The 16,463-nt window shown below is 67.4% G+C and carries 15 protein-coding genes; 7 read left to right on the top strand and 8 right to left on the bottom strand.

Features of this window, described 5'->3' with window-relative positions:
- Positions 1-101 precede the first annotated feature (101 nt).
- Positions 102-893 carry a histidinol-phosphatase gene (gene hisN / locus ACDI39_RS03190; RefSeq protein WP_225787920.1) on the bottom strand — a complete coding sequence of 264 codons (792 nt, stop codon included), beginning with the start codon at positions 891-893 and terminating at the stop codon, positions 102-104.
- Positions 894-985: 92 nt separating this feature from the next.
- Positions 986-1,816 (bottom strand): oxidoreductase, encoded by an 831-nt coding sequence (locus ACDI39_RS03185; protein ID WP_225787921.1) that lies wholly within the window; start codon positions 1,814-1,816, stop codon positions 986-988.
- Positions 1,817-1,943: 127 nt separating this feature from the next.
- On the opposite strand from ACDI39_RS03185, the gene ACDI39_RS03180 reads away from it, so the two are divergent.
- From ACDI39_RS03180 to ACDI39_RS03170, 3 genes are all read left to right on the top strand, one after another.
- A complete protein-coding gene (locus ACDI39_RS03180; protein ID WP_225787922.1) occupies positions 1,944-2,846 on the top strand; it encodes a LysR family transcriptional regulator in 903 nt (300 codons plus the stop codon).
- A gap of 108 nt (positions 2,847-2,954) precedes the next feature.
- Complete coding sequence (locus tag ACDI39_RS03175) at positions 2,955-3,881, top strand: LysR family transcriptional regulator (protein WP_225787923.1); 927 nt, start codon at positions 2,955-2,957, stop codon at positions 3,879-3,881.
- Between the two features lie 167 nt (positions 3,882-4,048).
- Entirely contained in the window at positions 4,049-5,188 is a 1,140-nt protein-coding gene (locus ACDI39_RS03170; RefSeq protein WP_225787924.1) for an XdhC family protein, read from the top strand.
- A 3-nt stretch (positions 5,189-5,191) separates the two neighbouring features.
- On the opposite strand, the gene ACDI39_RS03165 is transcribed toward ACDI39_RS03170, so the two are convergent.
- Entirely contained in the window at positions 5,192-7,354 is a 2,163-nt protein-coding gene (locus ACDI39_RS03165; RefSeq protein ID WP_225787925.1) for a xanthine dehydrogenase family protein molybdopterin-binding subunit, read from the bottom strand.
- 1 nt (position 7,355) lies between these two features.
- Positions 7,356-7,820 (bottom strand): (2Fe-2S)-binding protein, encoded by a 465-nt coding sequence (locus tag ACDI39_RS03160; RefSeq protein WP_225787926.1) that lies wholly within the window; start codon positions 7,818-7,820, stop codon positions 7,356-7,358.
- Positions 7,821-8,058: 238 nt separating this feature from the next.
- Between ACDI39_RS03160 and ACDI39_RS03155 the strand changes: the two genes are divergently transcribed.
- The gene (locus ACDI39_RS03155; RefSeq protein WP_225787927.1) at positions 8,059-8,649 is read left to right on the top strand and encodes a nucleotidyltransferase family protein; all 591 of its coding nucleotides are present in this window, start codon (positions 8,059-8,061) and stop codon (positions 8,647-8,649) included.
- Positions 8,650-8,727: 78 nt separating this feature from the next.
- Positions 8,728-9,618, top strand: a complete 891-nt coding sequence (locus ACDI39_RS03150; RefSeq protein ID WP_225787928.1) for a universal stress protein — start codon at positions 8,728-8,730, stop codon at positions 9,616-9,618.
- A 173-nt stretch (positions 9,619-9,791) separates the two neighbouring features.
- Here the strand turns inward: ACDI39_RS03150 and ACDI39_RS03145 are convergent, their stop codons facing one another.
- From ACDI39_RS03145 to ptrR, 3 genes are all read right to left on the bottom strand, one after another.
- Positions 9,792-10,313 (bottom strand): acyloxyacyl hydrolase, encoded by a 522-nt coding sequence (locus ACDI39_RS03145; protein WP_225787929.1) that lies wholly within the window; start codon positions 10,311-10,313, stop codon positions 9,792-9,794.
- Between the two features lie 254 nt (positions 10,314-10,567).
- A complete protein-coding gene (locus ACDI39_RS03140; RefSeq protein WP_225787930.1) occupies positions 10,568-11,314 on the bottom strand; it encodes a phytanoyl-CoA dioxygenase family protein in 747 nt (248 codons plus the stop codon).
- Between the two features lie 285 nt (positions 11,315-11,599).
- On the bottom strand, positions 11,600-12,466 hold the full coding sequence (gene ptrR / locus ACDI39_RS03135) for a putrescine utilization regulator PtrR (protein ID WP_225787931.1): 867 nt from the start codon (positions 12,464-12,466) through the stop codon (positions 11,600-11,602).
- A 106-nt stretch (positions 12,467-12,572) separates the two neighbouring features.
- Here ptrR and ACDI39_RS03130 point away from each other — a divergent pair, with 106 nt between their 5' ends.
- Entirely contained in the window at positions 12,573-13,958 is a 1,386-nt protein-coding gene (locus ACDI39_RS03130) for an aldehyde dehydrogenase family protein (RefSeq protein ID WP_486537617.1), read from the top strand.
- Positions 13,959-14,003: 45 nt separating this feature from the next.
- On the opposite strand, the gene ACDI39_RS03125 is transcribed toward ACDI39_RS03130, so the two are convergent.
- Positions 14,004-14,906 carry a helix-turn-helix domain-containing protein gene (locus tag ACDI39_RS03125; protein ID WP_225787933.1) on the bottom strand — a complete coding sequence of 301 codons (903 nt, stop codon included), beginning with the start codon at positions 14,904-14,906 and terminating at the stop codon, positions 14,004-14,006.
- A 149-nt stretch (positions 14,907-15,055) separates the two neighbouring features.
- On the opposite strand from ACDI39_RS03125, the gene ACDI39_RS03120 reads away from it, so the two are divergent.
- Positions 15,056-16,414 carry a glutamine synthetase family protein gene (locus ACDI39_RS03120; protein WP_225787934.1) on the top strand — a complete coding sequence of 453 codons (1,359 nt, stop codon included), beginning with the start codon at positions 15,056-15,058 and terminating at the stop codon, positions 16,412-16,414.
- Positions 16,415-16,463: the final 49 nt, after the last annotated feature.

Below are 16,463 nucleotides of genomic sequence, written 5' to 3'. Positions count from 1 at the left end.
CTGGAATCAACGGCTGGGCCGGGAATCGGCCCAACCTGACCAGACATAGAGCGCGCAAATGGGAAAAAGTGCGGCGGGCGGTTGCAACGCCGCCCCTTGGCTCACATCGCTTGGCGCAGCATCTGCACCACCTGTGCATGCAGCGCCGGATCGCCACAGGCCACCACGCAGCCGCCGTGCTGCGCCGGGCCGCCGTCCCAGGCGGTGATCACCCCGCCCGCGCCCTCGATGATCGGGATCAGCGCCTGTACGTCGTAGGGCTGCAGGCTGGCCTCGACGATCACGTCGACGAAGCCGGACGCCAGCATGCAGTAGGCATAGCAGTCGCCACCGTAGCGCATCAACCGGGCACGGCCGGCCACGGCCTCGAAGGCCGCCTTGCGCGCGGGCGTGTCGAACATGTCCGGGGTGGTGCACATCAAGGTCGCCGCGGCCAGGTCGGCGCAGGCGCGGGTCTTCAAGGGTGTGCCGCTGCGCCAGGCGCCCTCGGGCGTGCCGACGAAACGCTCGCCGGTGAACGGCTGGTTCATCACCCCGAGGACCGGGCGCGTACCGTCGTTCAGGGCAATCAGCGTGCCCCACAATGGCAGGCCGGTGATGAAGGCGCGGGTGCCGTCGATCGGGTCGAGCACCCAGGTCAGCGGGCTGCTGCCAGCGGCCACGCCTTGCTCCTCGCCGAGGATACCGTGCTCCGGGTAGCGGGCCTGGATCTGCGCACGCATGGCATCCTCGGCGGCCTTGTCGGCCACGGTGACCGGGTCGTACAGGCGCCCGCCCTTGTCCTCGACCTCCAGGCTCGCCCGGAAATACGGCTGGATCGCCGCCGCGGCGGCATCGGCCAACTGCTCGGCGAAGACGCGGAATTCGCCAATCTGCTCAGCACTCAGGGACATGGGTCAGGCCTCGTTCAGGGAAAGGGCTCGCATCATACCCGACTCCACCCGGGATCGAAGCCTGTGTCGAACCCAGGGTGGAGCGCGCCCATTCAATCGGCGAAGTCGGTGGACAGCGACCATTCCCGCCAGTGCGCCAGTTCCCGCTCGACCAGGGCATGCTTGGCCTCGACCCGCGCGACCGCATCGCTGCCCAGCGGCAGGCGCAGCGGTGGCTGCTCGGCGTTGGCCAGGGCCAGCATGGCTTCGGCGAATCGTTGCGGGTCGCCCGGCTGGGCATGGTTGGCCGAAGCGGCGAAGGTGCGCATCTGGCCGACCGTCTGGTCATAGTCGGGCAGTTCCAGGGCAGTCTTGACCAGCGACTGGTCGTCGAGAAAATCGGTGCGGAAGAACCCCGGCTCGACCACGGTCACCTTGATGCCCAATGGCGCCAGCTCCTGGTGCATGGCCTCGCTGATGCCCTCCACGGCGAACTTGGTCGAGCCGTACACGCCCCAGCCCATGTAAGCCTGGTAGCCACCCAGCGAAGAGATGTTGATGAGGTGACCGCTGCGCTGGCGGCGCATGTGCGGCAGCACCGCGCGGCTGACGTTGAGCACGCCGAACACGTTGGTGGCGAACAGCCGCTCGGTCTCGCTGGCGCTGGTTTCCTCCACCGCCCCCAGCACCCCGAAACCGGCATTGTTGACCAGGACATCGATACGGCCGAAGCGCTTGATGCCTGCAGCCACGGCCTGGTGGGCCTGTTCTTCGCAGGTGACGTCCAGGCGCACGGCCAGCAGGTTCGGCTGCTGGCCCAGGCGGGCCTCGATGTCCTCGGGCTTGCGCGCGGTGGCGATGACCGCATCGCCGGCCGCCAGGGCCTGTTGGGCGATCAGTGCACCGAATCCGCGGGAAGCGCCAGTGATGAGCCAGGTACGCATGTCAATTCCTCCTGTAGACGACCCTGCACCGCGCAGGGCCTTGTCGATGAGTGAGGTCACTGTACGTCTGGGCGGTTGATGTGATAATCCCATGAATTTCGCATGCGCTTGTGAGGTGCATTCAACAATGAAATCGCCCAGCACCGCCGACCTGTCGCTGTTCCTGTGCATCGCCCGGCACCTGAACTTCAGCCGCGCCGCCGTCGAACTGGGGCTCACGCCCTCGGCCCTGAGCCATGCCCTGCGCACCCTGGAAACCCGCCTGGGCGTGCGCCTGTTCAACCGCACCACGCGCAGCGTGGCCCTGACCGAGGCCGGCGAGCGCCTGTACCAGCGCCTGCAACCGGCCTTCCGCGATATCGCCGATGCCCTGAAAGATCTCGACAGTATGCGCGACAGCCCCTCTGGCAAGCTGCGCATCACCGCCGGCCGGGCCGCCGTGGAGCTGGCCTTGCTGCCGCTGGCCAGCCGTTTTTTGGCCGCCTACCCGGACGTGCGCCTGGAGATCGCCAGCGACGATGCCCTGGTGGACATGGTCGGTGCCGGCTTCGATGCCGGCGTACGCCTGGGCGAGCGCCTGCAGGCGGACATGGTGTCGCTGCCCATCGGCCCCTACCTGCGCTCGGTGGTGGTGGGCGCGCCGGCGTTCTTCGAGCGCCATCCGCGCCCCCGGCAACCCCACGACCTGCGCACCCTGCCCTGCATCGGCCACCGTTTCCCCAGCGGTGCGCTGTACCGCTGGGAGTTCGAACGGGGTGGCATGCGCCTGGAGGTGGACGTGCAGGGGCCACTGGTGCTCGGCGATGTCAGCCTGATGCCCGACGCCGCCCTGGAGGGCGTGGGCCTGGCCTATGTGTTCGAGGACATGGTCCGCGAGCACCTGGCCAGCGGCCGGCTGGTGCAGGTGCTGGAGGACTGGACGCCCTACTACCCGGGCTTGCACCTGTACTACCCGAGCCGACGCCATGTACCGGCAACCCTGAAGGCCTTCATCGAGTTCGTGCGCAGCCAGCGCGACGCCGATTTGTAACGCCAGGTTGCAGGCCCTCCTGCGGCCACTGGCGTTTTGCCCCTATGCGGTTTTTACTTGCAGAGTGCCTGGCGCGTGGCTGGGCTGCCGACGGCTGGAGATCCCGCCATGCGCCAAGACCACCTCGATGGCCTGGTCACCTTTCTTGCAGTGGCCGAGGAGAAAGGCTTCTCCACGGCCGCCGTGCGCCTGGGCGTCTCGCCCTCGGCGGTCAGCCAGAGCATTCGCAGCCTGGAGCATCGCCTGGGGCTGGTGCTGTTCAACCGCACCACCCGCAGCGTGGCCTTGACCGAGGTCGGCGAGCGCTTCCTGGAGCGGGTCCAGCCGGCCCTGGAGGCCTTGACCAATGCCTCCCGCGAACTGGGCCGCGAAGCCGACCACCCCAGTGGGCTGTTGCGCCTGAACGTGCTGCGGGCCAGCTACCTGATCGTGCTGCAACCGATCCTGCGGCGCTTTCTCGCCACCTACCCGGAGATCAGCCTGGAGCTGCGGGTGGAGAACCAACTGGTAGACATCGTCGCCCAGGGGTTCGACGCCGGTATCCGCTTCGGTGCGGCGGTCGACAAGGACATGGTCGCCCTGACGGTCGGCCCGCCGCTGCAGGCGCAGGTCATCGCCGCCCCCGACTACCTGGCCCGCCATGGCCGCCCCCAGCATCCACGGGCGTTGCTCGAGCACGACTGCATCGGTTTTCGCCACAGCAGCAGCGGGCAGATCGAACGCTGGGCCTTCAGCCGCGGCAACGAGCACTTCGAGTTGCAGGTGCGTGGGCGCCTGGTGCTCAACGACTCGGAGATCCTCGTACGCTCGGCCCTCGATGGGCTGGGCATCGCCTACATGATCAATGGCTATATCGAGCCCTTTCTCGCGCAAGGGCGCCTGGTGCGCCTGCTGGAGGACTGGAGCCCGTGCTTTCCCGGCTTGCAGCTGTACTACCCGGATCGCCGCCGGGTGCCGGCCAAGCTGCGGGCATTGATCGACTTCCTGCGCGCGGAATGGGCGCAGGCGCCATTGGTGGAGGAGTTGCTGTCGTGATGCGGACCTTCATTCAGTGATCGTCCAGGGCCGCCTCGCGCCCCGGTATTTGCTGGGGCCGAACACTATGAAGCCCTGCTTCAAGCCCCTTGCAGCAAGCCCCCGTCAATGCTTCGCCGATCCTGTTGAATAATCTGCATTCGGGCAACGAAGCGGAAAGCACGCGCATGAGCGAGATCGGCAGGCTGCTGGCCGCCCTGGCCAGCCAGGCCAGGGATGGCGAAGAAAGCGTCATGGCCACGGTGGTCAGGGTCCAGGGTTCGGCCTACCGGCGCCCCGGTGCGCGCATGCTGATCGCTCGCCACGGCGGCACCGTCGGCATGGTCAGCGGCGGCTGCCTGGAAGGCGAGCTGGCCCGCCGCGCCTGGTGGCTGACCGAGGGCGCAGAACCGGTGCTGCGTACCTACAGCACCGGCGTCCGGGACGGCGATGCCGATGAACAGGAGGCCCTGGCCTTTGGCCTGGGCTGCAACGGCACGGTGGATATCCTGCTCGAACGTGTCCGCGAGCTCGACCGTTACCTGCCGGCATGCCTGTTGCGCGAGGTCCGTGCCAGCCGCACCCCTGCGGTGCTGGCCACGGTGATCGACAGCACCTTCGCCGGCCTGGGCCTGGGTGCACGGGCCTGCCTCGACGCACGGGGCGTGCAACTGCCGCCCGGCCTGCCTGACGCGCTGGTCGAGCGGCTGGCCCTCGACCTGCACCAGGTGGCCGCGCAGCGCCGCAATGCCAGCCAGGCCTACCTGTGGCAAGAGCAGCGCTGCGAAGTGCTGTTCGAGTACCTGGCGGCACCGCGCCGGCTGGTGCTGTTCGGCGCAGGCCACGATGCACAACCCCTGGCGAACATGGCCGCGCAGCAGGGTTGGCAGGTCTGCGTGGTGGATGCGCGCCGCCACTTCGCCCGGCGCGAGCGTTTCCCCGAGGCCGAGCAAGTGCTGCACCTGGAGCTGCAGAGCTCCGTCGACCTAGCGGCCCTGCTCGACGATGCCGCCGTGGTGGTGATGAGCCACAGCCTGGCCCAGGACCGTCACTGGCTGGCCCAGGCCCTGGCTCATCGCAGCGCCTATATCGGCCAGCTCGGCCCACGGGAGCGCACCGAACGCCTGCTCGACGAGATCGGCGCCGGCAGCGACGCCCGCCAACGCCTGCACTACCCCATGGGCCTGGATATCGGCGCCGAGGGCCCGGAAGCCGTGGCCTTGTCGGTGCTGGCGGAGATCGCCGGGCACTTCAACGGCCGCGACGGCCGCCCGCTGCGCCTGCGCAACGCCCCCATCCACGATGGCCTGGGGGCGTTGCACGGCTGAGCCTCAGGCCTTGCGCAGCGCCTGGGGATCGATGGGCAGGCTGCGCAGGCGCTTGCCGGTGGCGGCGAACACCGCGTTGACCACCGCCGGCGCCACCGTCACCGTGGCCACCTCGCCCAGGCCGCCCGGCGCCTCGGGGCTGTCGATGCGGAAGGTATCGAGCGTTGGTGTCTCGTTCAGGCGCAGCATCCGGTAGCTGTCGAAGTTGCCCTGCTCGACCCGGCCGTCCTTGAAAGTGATATTGCCGAACAGCGCCGCCGTCAGGCCGAACAGGGTGCCGCCCTGGACCTGTGCCACCACGCTGTCAGGGTTGATGGCGATGCCGCAGTCGACCACGGTGGTGATGCGTTCGACGGTAACGTTGCCGGCATCGTCCACGCTCACCTCGGCCACCTGCGCCGAGTAGGTGCTGAAACAGTAGGTCAGAGCCAGGCCACGGCCCCTGCCGGCGGGCAAGGGATCGGCCCAGCCGGACTTGTCCTTGAGCGTTTCCAACACCTTCAGTGCCCGTGGGTGGGCCTCGAGCAACGGGTAGCGGAAGTCGAACGGGTCGCGCCCGGCCAGGTGCGCCAGCTCGTCCATCAGGCCCTCGACCATGAAGGCGTTCTGGGTATGCCCGACCCCGCGCCAGAACGCCGGCAGGATCCCCGCCGGCGGCTCGTGACGCACGTAGTGCACCGCCAGGTTGGGGAAGGCATAGGGGCCGCAGGCATCGCGCACGGCATCACGGTCGACGCCATTGACGAAGGCCGCCGGCAACCAGCGGGCGAGGATCGAGCCGCCGGTGATCTTGTGGGTCCAGGCCACCGGCCTGCCCTCTTCGTCCAGCGCCGCGCTGAGGTGGTTGTAGTGATAGGGCCGCAGGGTGCTGTGGCGCGTGTCTTCCTCACGCGACCAGATGACCTTCAGCGGATAGTCCACCTGCTTGGCCAGCTTCACCGCGTCGCTGACGAAATCCACGTCCAGGCGGCGACCGAAACCACCGCCGAGCAAGTGGTTGTGGACCGTCACGGCCTCTTCCGGCAGGCCGGTGATCTGCGCCGCCACGGCCTTGGCCCGGGCGGGCACCTGGCTCCCCAGCCATAGTTCGCAGGCGTCCTTGCGCACATGCACGGTGCAGTTGACCGGCTCCAGGCAAGCATGGGCCAGCCAGGGCACCTGGTACACCGCGTCGATACGCTTGCTGGCCTTGGCCAGGGCTGAGGCGGCATCCCCCTCGACCCGCACCTGCACCCCCGGCTGTTCGGCCGCCTTGCGCATGGCTTCGAGCATCTGCGCGCTGGACATCCCGGCGTTGGCACCTTCGTTCCACTTCGGCTGGAGCAGCGCCATGCCCTTGCGCGCCGCCCCCATGTGATCGGCCACCACCGCCACGGCGTTGTCGCTGTGCAATACCTGGCGCACACCCGCGACCGCCAGGGCCGGCGCCGGGTCGACCTCGGCCAGGGTACCGCCGACCACCGGGCACAACTGGATCGCCGCCACCTTCATGCCGTCCGGGTGGGCGTCGATGCCGAACACCGCCTGGCCGTTGATCTTGTCTGGCGAATCGGTACGCGGCGCCGGCGTGCCGATCAGCTTGAAGTCCTTCGGGTCCTTCAGCGGGATCTGCTCCGGCAGCGGCAGGCCGGCGGCGGCATCCACCAACTCGCCGTAGGCCAGCTGGCGGCCACTGCCTGGGTGCAGCACCTTGCCCTGCTCGGCCCGGCAACTGGCTGGGTCGACCTTCCACTGCGAGGCCGCTGCGGCTACCAGCAGGATACGCGCCGCCGCGCCCGCCTCGCGCAGCGGCTTCCAGTTGCCCGGCACCGAGGTCGAGCCCCCCGTGACCTGGAAGCCCAGCACCGGGTTGGCGTAGCGTTTGTCGTCGGCCGGAGCATGCTCGACGGTGACCTGGTCGAGGCCGACTTCCAGCTCTTCGGCGATCAACGCCGGCATCGAGGTGTAGGTGCCCTGGCCCATCTCCACCGGTTGGATGGTCAGGTAGACATGGCCCTGGCGATCGATGCGCACGTAGGCGTTGGGCGCGAATGCTGCCGCTTCGGCCTGCACGGCACGCACGCCCAGCGGCAAGGCGAAGCTGATCAGCAGCCCGCCGCCGACAGCGGCGCTGGCCTTGAGGAAACCACGCCGGCTGAAGCCTGGGGCAGGTTCATGGCGGGTCATGTCACACCTCCACCTGGCCGGAGGCGGTCTTGATCGCCTGGCGGATACGCACATAGGTGCCGCAGCGACAGATGTTGCCGGACATGGCGCCGTCGATCGCGGCATCGTCCGGCGTGGGGTTGCTGGCCAGCAGCGCGGTCGCCGACATGATCTGGCCGGTTTGGCAATAGCCGCACTGGACCACTTCGTGCTTGAGCCAGGCGGCCTGCACGCGCTTGCCCAGCTCGGTCTGGCCAATGCCTTCGATGGTGGTGATGTCCGCACCGGCCAGGGCGCCGACCGGCATCATGCAGGCGCGCACCGCCGAGCCGTTCATGTGCACCGTGCAGGCCCCGCACAGGGACAGGCCGCAGCCGAACTTGGTGCCGGTCATGCCCAGCACGTCGCGCAAGACCCAGAGCAGCGGCGTGTCGTCCTCGACCTCCACCTGATGCTCATGGCCGTTGATCTTCAGGGTGTGGACCATTGGACGATCTCCTCGGGGGTGTTGGGCGCTCACGGCTTGTCGTTATCGTTCTGGGCCCGGCCTTCGCGGCCTCGGGCGGGTAACCTGTAAAGGGTAGTGACTGGAGCGCGAGGGAAAAACCGCGCAAGGCTGCAAGCGGCATGAAGGCAAACTTAATGATCACGGCAACGCTGCCAGCCCGCGATTGCATCGGCGTGCCCTGCACAGTACGGTGATGCCCACACCCAAGGAGCCCCGCATGACCACCACCGCTGTCGCCCTCGTCCTGGCCGCCGGCCGCAGCCAACGCTTCGGCAGCGACAAGCGCCAGCAGCGCCTGGACACCGGCCAGACCCTGCTCGAAGCCAGCCTGGCTTTGCCCTGCGCGCGGCTGGCCGAGGTCTGGCTGGCCTTGCGCGATGACGACCGCGCCCCGGCCACGCTGCCGGCCAAGGTGCGCGTGCTGCAGTCCGGCGCCAGCCGCCTGGGCCTGGGGCACAGCATCGCCGCGAGCGTCGAGCGCATCGCCCAGGCCAGCGATGCACAGGTCCTGGCCCTGTTCCTCGCCGACATGCCCTTCATCCGCCCGGCCACCTTCGAGGCCCTGCTCGCCTGTGCCGATGCCGCGCACATCTGCCGCCCCGCCTACCAGGGCCGCCCAGGGCATCCGGTGCTGTTCGGCCGCGCCTTCTGGCCCGCGCTGTGCCTGCTCGAAGGCGACAACGGTGCCCGCGCCGTGCTGCAGGCCCACCCTGGGGCGGTACGCACGGTGGACGTGGCCGATCCAGGTGTGCTGCTGGACATCGACCGCCCTGCCGACCTGCCGAGTAGCGGCCAGCGTCTAGACTGAAGAAGGAATTCCCGCGCCACTTGGCCCGGACAACCAGCACCGGCATGAACGGGGGGCTGCCGTACGTGGAGGTGTGAGATGAGCCAGTTCAAGCGATTGTTCGTCATGCTTGGCCCGCAGATGCGCCACACACCCGCCCTGCAGCGGGCGGCGGCGCTGGCCGAATCCAGCGGGGCGTTGCTGGATATCAACGTCTTCGTCGACGATGTCGACACCTTCGGCTTGATGAGCGATGGCCGCGAGCGCGAGCGACTGCTCGAGCACAATCGCCAATGGCTGGCCGACGAGGCCGAACAACTGCGCACCGCCGGCCTGGACGTGTCCACCGAACTGCTGCTGACCCGCGACCCGTTGGCCAGCGTGCTGGAACAGGTCGAGCGGCTGGGATGCGACCTGCTGGTCAAGGACGTGCAGCACGAACCGGTGCTCAAGCGCTTGCTGGTCACGCCGCTGGACTGGCAACTGCTCAAGGACAGCCCGGTCGCCGTGCACCTGGTCAGCGAGATCCGCCTGCCCTTGCCCCGGCAGATCGCCGCTGCTGTCGACCTCAACAGCCATGGCGCCGGCGAGCACCTGGACGAGCAGGTGATCCGCAGTGCCCATGCCCTGGCCTTGCAATGCAACGCCGAGCTGCACCTGCTGCACGTGTGCGACGCGGCCAAGACCCATATCGCCGATTTCGGTGCCGGCACGGTGACCATGCCCGGTTTCGACGCCAGCGTACGCACAGCGCAGCGCACAGCCTTCAACCGCCTGGGCGATCATCACCAGATCGACCTGGAGCGCCGGCATTTCCTCGAAGGGCCGGCCATCCGGGCGATCGCCCAGTTCGTCGGCCAGAGCCGGATGGATGTGATCGTCATGGGCAACCACCGCCACGATGCCATGCAGACCTTCCTCGGCGGGACCACGGCCCATGTGATCGAGCATTCGCTGTGCAACGTATTGGCGATCAAAGCGGTGCGCTGAGGCGGCTGGTCCCATGCCGGTCAGCAAGCGATAGGGGGCTGCTGTGCAGCCCATCGCCGGCGAGCCGGCTCCCAGGGCCGCGCCGTTCTTGAGGTCGGCGCCAAATTTGTGGGGCTTGCCAGCGATGGGGCGCGAAGCGGCCCCAACGCTCCCATCCTGGGGAGCAACGCCGATCAGAAGCCCTTGCTGTAGTACAGCGAGTACGACTCGATGCCGTCGTTCGGCTGCTTGAGGCCAGCGTTGGAATAGTGGATCGCACGCAAGCCGACCTTCTGCTCGCCCGGCAGCTTCAGGCCGAAGCCGAGGCGGTCCTCGAAGTTGACCGACGAGCCCAGGCGCTGGTCGCCGACGTCGGTCTTGGAGAACGCCGCCAGGCCGATACCGGCCTCGATGAACGGGGTGTAGGTGAAACCGCTGAACTCATAGACGAACACCGGGCTGAACGACAGCGAATGGGCGCCGCTGGCCTCGCCACCTTCCCAATAGGTGTAGGCCGCATCCCAGTAGCCGGTCAGGTGGCCGGTGTTGCTTTCGAACCACTTCTTGTCCCAGTCGAACGACAGGCCGACACGGTAGGTCATGTCGCCCTGGCCGGTGGCGCCAACGGCGCCGGAAACCTGGGCGGCCTGCGCCAGGCTGGCGCCGGCGAAAGCCAGCACAGCGGCGGCCAACGAAGCGGCGAGACGGGTTTTCATCAATGACATCTCCTGATGGTCTTCACGGACAGGCCAGCCCCCATGGCTTGCGGCCTGTTGGCAATCGGGGGCTCGTGCCCCTCGTTCTCGCTTGTTTAACCCGGCGCATCCAGCCAGGTAACAAGGCGTAATACTTTTCGGATTATCGACCAGATAAACGGAAAGTTGAAAGGTATATGCCACTATTGGCTAAGACACACTGTTCCATTTGTGTAAGTAGTTTCGCTTTTTGCGCATGACAGTTCCCGACCCGCTCAGTCGTACTCCGCCTCCTCATGTTCCCCTAGCAGGCGCCGCTGCCGTGGCGTGGCCGCCGCCAGCACCTCGGGATTGAACTGCCATGCCAGGTCCGGCGAGAACTTCTGCGCCACCATGCGCCGGCCGTAGTGCACCTGGAGCATGTCGCGTACCTGCCCGGCGCTGCTGTTGGCGCCGCCGCTGTGCCAGACGTCACTGCGAAATACCAATGCATCGCCCGCCTGGCACAGGACCGGGCGCGCGTCCTGCCCCTGCCAACTGTCCTCGCCTGCCTGCGGCGGGCGCCCGGCGCGATGGCTGCCGGGCACGATCCAGGTCGGGCCGATGGCCTCGTCGATGTCACACAGGTACAGGTGGGCGGTGAGGATCTGCATCGGCAGGCTGAAGCCCTGCCGCGCGCGGACCCAGTCCGGCAGCGCCATGGGCAGGTGGTCCAGGTGCAGGCCCATGCCCGGGTAGCCGGGATGGCTGCGCCAGGCGGTCTGGCCGATCACATGGCAGTCCTGGCCCAGCGCAGCCTCGGCCAGCGCGATCACCGGCGGCAGGTCGAGAAACGGCAACCACAGTGGGTCGCGGTTGAACACGCACTTGTAGTGTTCCAGCAGGCCCTGGTAGTCCCAATGGATCGGTTGCAGGTCATCGATGGCGCAACGCAGCAAGGCGATCTGCAAGGGTTCGAGGACGCGGGGCAGCAGCGCATAGCCACGGTCGTGCAACGCTTGCAGCTGGGCATCCAGGCTCATGAGGGGGGCTCCCGGAAGATGGCCTACACCCCAATGCCGGTCAGTTAAGACTTTCAGTTGTCATTTGGGGCCGCTTCGCGCCCCATCGCCGGCAAGCCGGCTCCCACACTGTCCGTGCAAACCGCATCATGTGTGGTCGCCGCAGTCCCTGTGGGAGCCGGCTTGCCGGCGATGGGCTGCAAGGTAGCCCCAAAATGACAAAGCGCCGCTTAACTGACTGACATTGGCCTACACCCTGTTCGACGCCCCCAGGGCCGCTGCGTTCGAACCATGGCGGGCCGTCGGTCAGGCGGCCCGGCGCTCCTCCAGCAGCTTGACGAACATGCTCAGGCTGCGCGACACCGTGCCCCGCCGCCATACCAGCCAGGTCTTGAGGTAGCGGAAGTCCTCCGACAACGGCCAGACGCTCACCGTGCTGCAGCCGGGCATGCTGTCGAGCATGCTGCGTGGCATCAGTGCCAGGCCCGCACCGGCGCTGACGCAGGCGAGCATGCCGTGATAGGACTCCATCTCGTGGATTTTGCCCGGCACGGCGTTGTCCTGGACGAACCAGTTCTCGAAGTGATGGCGGTACGAGCAGTTGGCGCGAAAGGCATAGATGTTCTCGCCGTTGACGTCACGGGCGCGGCCCACCGGGGCGTGGTTGAGCGGCGCGATGATGACCATCTCCTCCTCGAACACCGGCATGCCCTCGAGGGTCGGATGCAGCACCGGGCCATCCACGAAGGCCGCCACCAAGCGCCCCGACAGCACGCCTTCGAGCATGGTCCCCGAGGGGCCGGTGGACAGGTCCAGGTCGACCTTGGGGTAGCGCTGGTTGTAGGCCGCCAGCAGGCCCGGGATGCGCACTGCCGCGGTACTCTCCAGCGAGCCGAGGGCGAAGGTACCCTGGGGATCCTCCCCCGCCACGGTCAGCCGCGCCTCGTGCACCAGGTCGAGGATGCGCCGGGTGTATTCGAGGAAGTTCCAGCCAGCCGGCGACAGGCGCAGACGGCTCTTCTCGCGGATGAACAACGCCACGCCCAGGTCTTCTTCCAACTGCTTGATACGGGTGGTCAGGTTCGACGGCACCCGATGGATATGCTGGGCAGCGGCGCTGATGCTGCCATGCTCGGCCACGGCCTTGAAGATCTCCAGTTGCACCAGGTCCACGGTCTTTCTCCAATCGTGAATGTTCCGCTCATTATTATTCAGTTTTCATTAAAGCCGCACACCACTAGTCTGGGCGCCAGTCGGATACAACAACGAGGAGCCCGCCATGAGCGAGATCAGCAGCCTGACCCATGCCATTTCCGTCGACCCGTACAGCGGCGAACGGATCGGCCACTATCCCTTCGACACCGACGCCGCACTGGAAGCGGCGCTGCAACGCGCCAAGGCAGGCTTTGCCCAGTGGCGCCGAGTGTCGCTGGGTCAGCGCAGCGAATACCTGCTCGCCCTGGCGACCGCCCTGCTGGCCAACCAGGAAGCCTTCGCGCAGATGATCGCCCGCGAGATCGGCAAGCCGATCACCCAGGCCCGTGGCGAAGTGAGCAAGTGCGTCGGCCTGTGCCAGTGGTACGCCGAGCACGGCCCGGCCATGCTCGCGCCGGAACCGACCCAGATCGACAAGGCCCGCATCGAATACCGCCCGCTGGGCCCGATCCTGGCGGTGATGCCGTGGAACTTCCCGCTCTGGCAAGTCCTGCGTGGCGCGGTCCCGGCATTGCTGGCCGGTAACACCTACGTGCTCAAGCATGCGCCGAACGTGATGGGCAGCGCCTACCTACTGCTGGAGCTGTTCAAGCAGGCCGGGCTGCCCGAGGGCGTGTTCGAGGTGATCAATGTCGCCCCGGAAGGCGTCACCCGTGCCATCCAGGACCCACGCATCGCCGCCGTCACCCTGACGGGCAGCGTACGCGCCGGCATGGCCATCGGTGCCCAGGCCGGCGCTGCGCTGAAGAAGTGCGTGCTCGAGCTGGGGGGCAGCGATCCGTTCATCGTCCTGGCCGATGCGGACCTGGATGCGGCGGTCAAGGCCGCTGTCATCGGTCGCTACCAGAACACCGGCCAGGTCTGCGCCGCGGCCAAGCGCCTGATCGTCGAGGCCAGCATCGTCGAGGAGTTCACCCGCCGGTTCGTCGAGGCCACGCGCCAGCTGAAGGTCGGCAACCCGCTGGAGGACGATACCTACATCGGCCCGATGGCCCGCTATGACCTGCGCGACGAGCTGGACGGCCAGGTCCAGGCCACCCTGGCCGAAGGCGCCACCCTGCTGCTCGGCGGTCACAAGCTCGAGGGTACCGGCAACTTCTACGCCCCGACGGTCTTCGCCGACGTGACGCCGGCCATGACGGCCTTCAGGCAGGAGCTGTTCGGCCCGGTGGCAGCGATCATCAGCGCCCGCGATGCCGACCACGCAGTGGAGCTGGCCAACGACAGCGAGTTCGGCCTGGCCTCGACGATCTACACCGCCGACCTGACCCTGGCCGAGCGCATGACCGAGGCGCTGGACACCGGTGGCGTGTTCATCAACGGCTACTGTGCCTCCGACCCCCGCGTGGCCTTCGGTGGCGTGAAGAAAAGCGGCTTCGGGCGAGAGCTGTCGCACTTCGGCGTGCGCGAGTTCTGCAACGTGCAGACGGTGTGGCTGGATCGCAACTGATTCCGACCGGGGCCGCATCGCGGCCCCAGATGGACCCTGGCCCCCTCACCCCCGCCTACGCTTCAAGGTCTCGCTCGGCAACTCCCGGAACAACTGCCGGTAGCTGTCGGAAAACCGTCCCAGGTGCCAGAACGACCAGCGCATGGCCACCTCGGCCACGGTGACCTGCGCATCCCCCCGCAGCAGGTCGCGCCGTGCGCCGTTGAGCCTGCGCAAGCGCAGCCAGTGCGCCGGGGGCATGCCGGTGAACGCCTTGAAGGCCTGCTGCAACTGGCGCAGGGAAACCCCGGCCACCTGCGCCAGCTCGACCAGGTTGAGGGTTTCTTCCGGGCAGTCGGCGGCCCACTCGCTGACCCGGCGCATGATCGCCCGCTCCTCGTCACGCCGGCCCAGGGCCTGCCCTTGCAGGCGCTGGCAGGCGTTGTCGAGGATGAACAGGCAATCTTCCAGCAGTTGCTCGGCCAGGGCCTGCCCTTGCAGCGGGCAGTCGGCACCGGCCAGACGCGTCAGGGTCGCGCTCAGCCAACTGCCGAACAAGGCATTCTGCCCACTGCCCAGCGGCACCATGAACAAACCTTCCAGGCGCGCCAGGTCCAGACCATGGCGGGCCAGAAACGTCTGGTCGAACACCACCGCCACTTCTTGGTAGTTCTCCGGAGTGATCCAGATGTTGCGGCTGTCTTCGTTGAGCAGGTACAGGCTGTTGTCGCTGCGGTCGAAGCAGAACGCCAGGGCACCGCTCGGGGCGTGGAAGAACTGCTCGACCCGGGTGTTCAGGCATTCCTCGTAGACCTCCACGCCATCGAGCCACAGGCAGCGCAGTTGACCATTGAAATGCCCCGGGGACATCTGCCGGTATTGCTGCTGCCAACCGGGGGTCACGCGCACCTGTTCGGTCACGTCGTGGGTATGGAAAGCCTGGACCTGCAAGGCATTGGGCGTTGTCACGCGGCATCCTTCATGCACTCTTTTGGTGCATTCATCGAGAAAAAAAGTGGATAGATCCACCCAGGGGGCTGCGGACAAGATAGCCCTCAGCGCTTTTCCTGGGAAGTTTCCTGCGCGAAGTGCCACCAAAACCCAACCAAGAGGTCTGTATGAACGCCCCCTTCGATCAGCTGTCCGCCTGGCTGAAAGAACACCGGATCACCGAAGTCGAATGCGTGATCAGCGACCTGACCGGCATCGCCCGCGGCAAGATCGCGCCCACCGCCAAGTTCCTCCACGAGCGTGGCATGCGCCTGCCCGAGAGCGTGCTGCTGCAGACGGTCACCGGCGACTACGTCGACGACGATATCTACTACGACCTGCTCGACCCGGCCGACATCGACATGGTCTGCCGCCCCGACCCGGCCGCGGTGTACCAGATTCCCTGGGCCCTCGAACCCACCGCCATCGTCATCCACGATACGTTCGACAAGCAGGGCAACCCCATCGAGCTGTCGCCGCGCAACGTCCTCAAGAAAGTCCTCAAGCTGTACGCCGACCAGGGCTGGCAACCGATCGTGGCGCCGGAAATGGAGTTCTACCTGACCCAGCGCTGCGAAGACCCGGACCTGCCCCTGCTGGCCCCGCTGGGCCGCTCGGGCCGCGCCGAAAGCGGCCGCCAGTCGTTCTCCATCGACGCGGCCAACGAGTTCGACCCGCTGTTCGAGGACGTCTACGACTGGTGCGAACTCCAGGGACTGGACCTGGACACGCTGATCCACGAGGACGGCCCGGCACAGATGGAGATCAACTTCCGTCATGGCGACGCCCTCGACCTTGCCGACCAGATCACCGTGTTCAAGCGCACCCTGCGCGAGGCGGCGCTCAAGCACAATGTCACCGCCACCTTCATGGCCAAGCCGATCACCGACGAGCCGGGCAGCGCCATGCACCTGCACCAGAGCGTGGTCGACATCGCCACCGGCAAGCCGGTGTTCGCCAACGATGACGGCAGCATGAGCGAGCTGTTCCTGCACCACATCGGCGGCCTGCAGAAGTACATCCCCAAGGTGCTGCCGATGTTCGCGCCGAACGTCAACTCGTTCCGCCGCTTCCTGCCGGACACCTCGGCGCCGGTGAACGTCGAGTGGGGCGAGGAAAACCGCACCGCCGGCCTGCGCGTCCCCACCTCCAGCCCCGAGGCCATGCGCGTGGAAAACCGCCTGCCCGGCGCCGACGCCAACCCCTACCTGGCGATCGCCGCGAGCCTGCTGTGCGGCTACCTGGGCATGGTCGAGCGCATCGAGCCCAGCGCGCCGGTCCAGGGCCGGGCCTACGAGCGGCGCAACCTGCGCCTGCCGATCACCATCGAGGACGCCCTGCAGCACATGGAGGACTGCCAGACCCTGCAGCGTTACCTGGGCCGCCAGTTCGTCCGTGGCTACGTGGCGGTCAAGCGCGCCGAGCACGAGAACTTCAAGCGCGTGATCAGCTCGTGGGAGCGTGAGTTCCTGCTGCTGAGCGTCTGATCCACAGGGCCAGCGGTGCCCACCCGTCATGCGCCCTGCCCAGGGCGCC

The sequence above is a fragment of the Pseudomonas sp. Tun-23181 genome (assembly GCF_057415455.1).
Note: the sequence above shows the minus strand (reverse complement) of the source record. Positions and strands in the feature narration are given on the sequence as shown.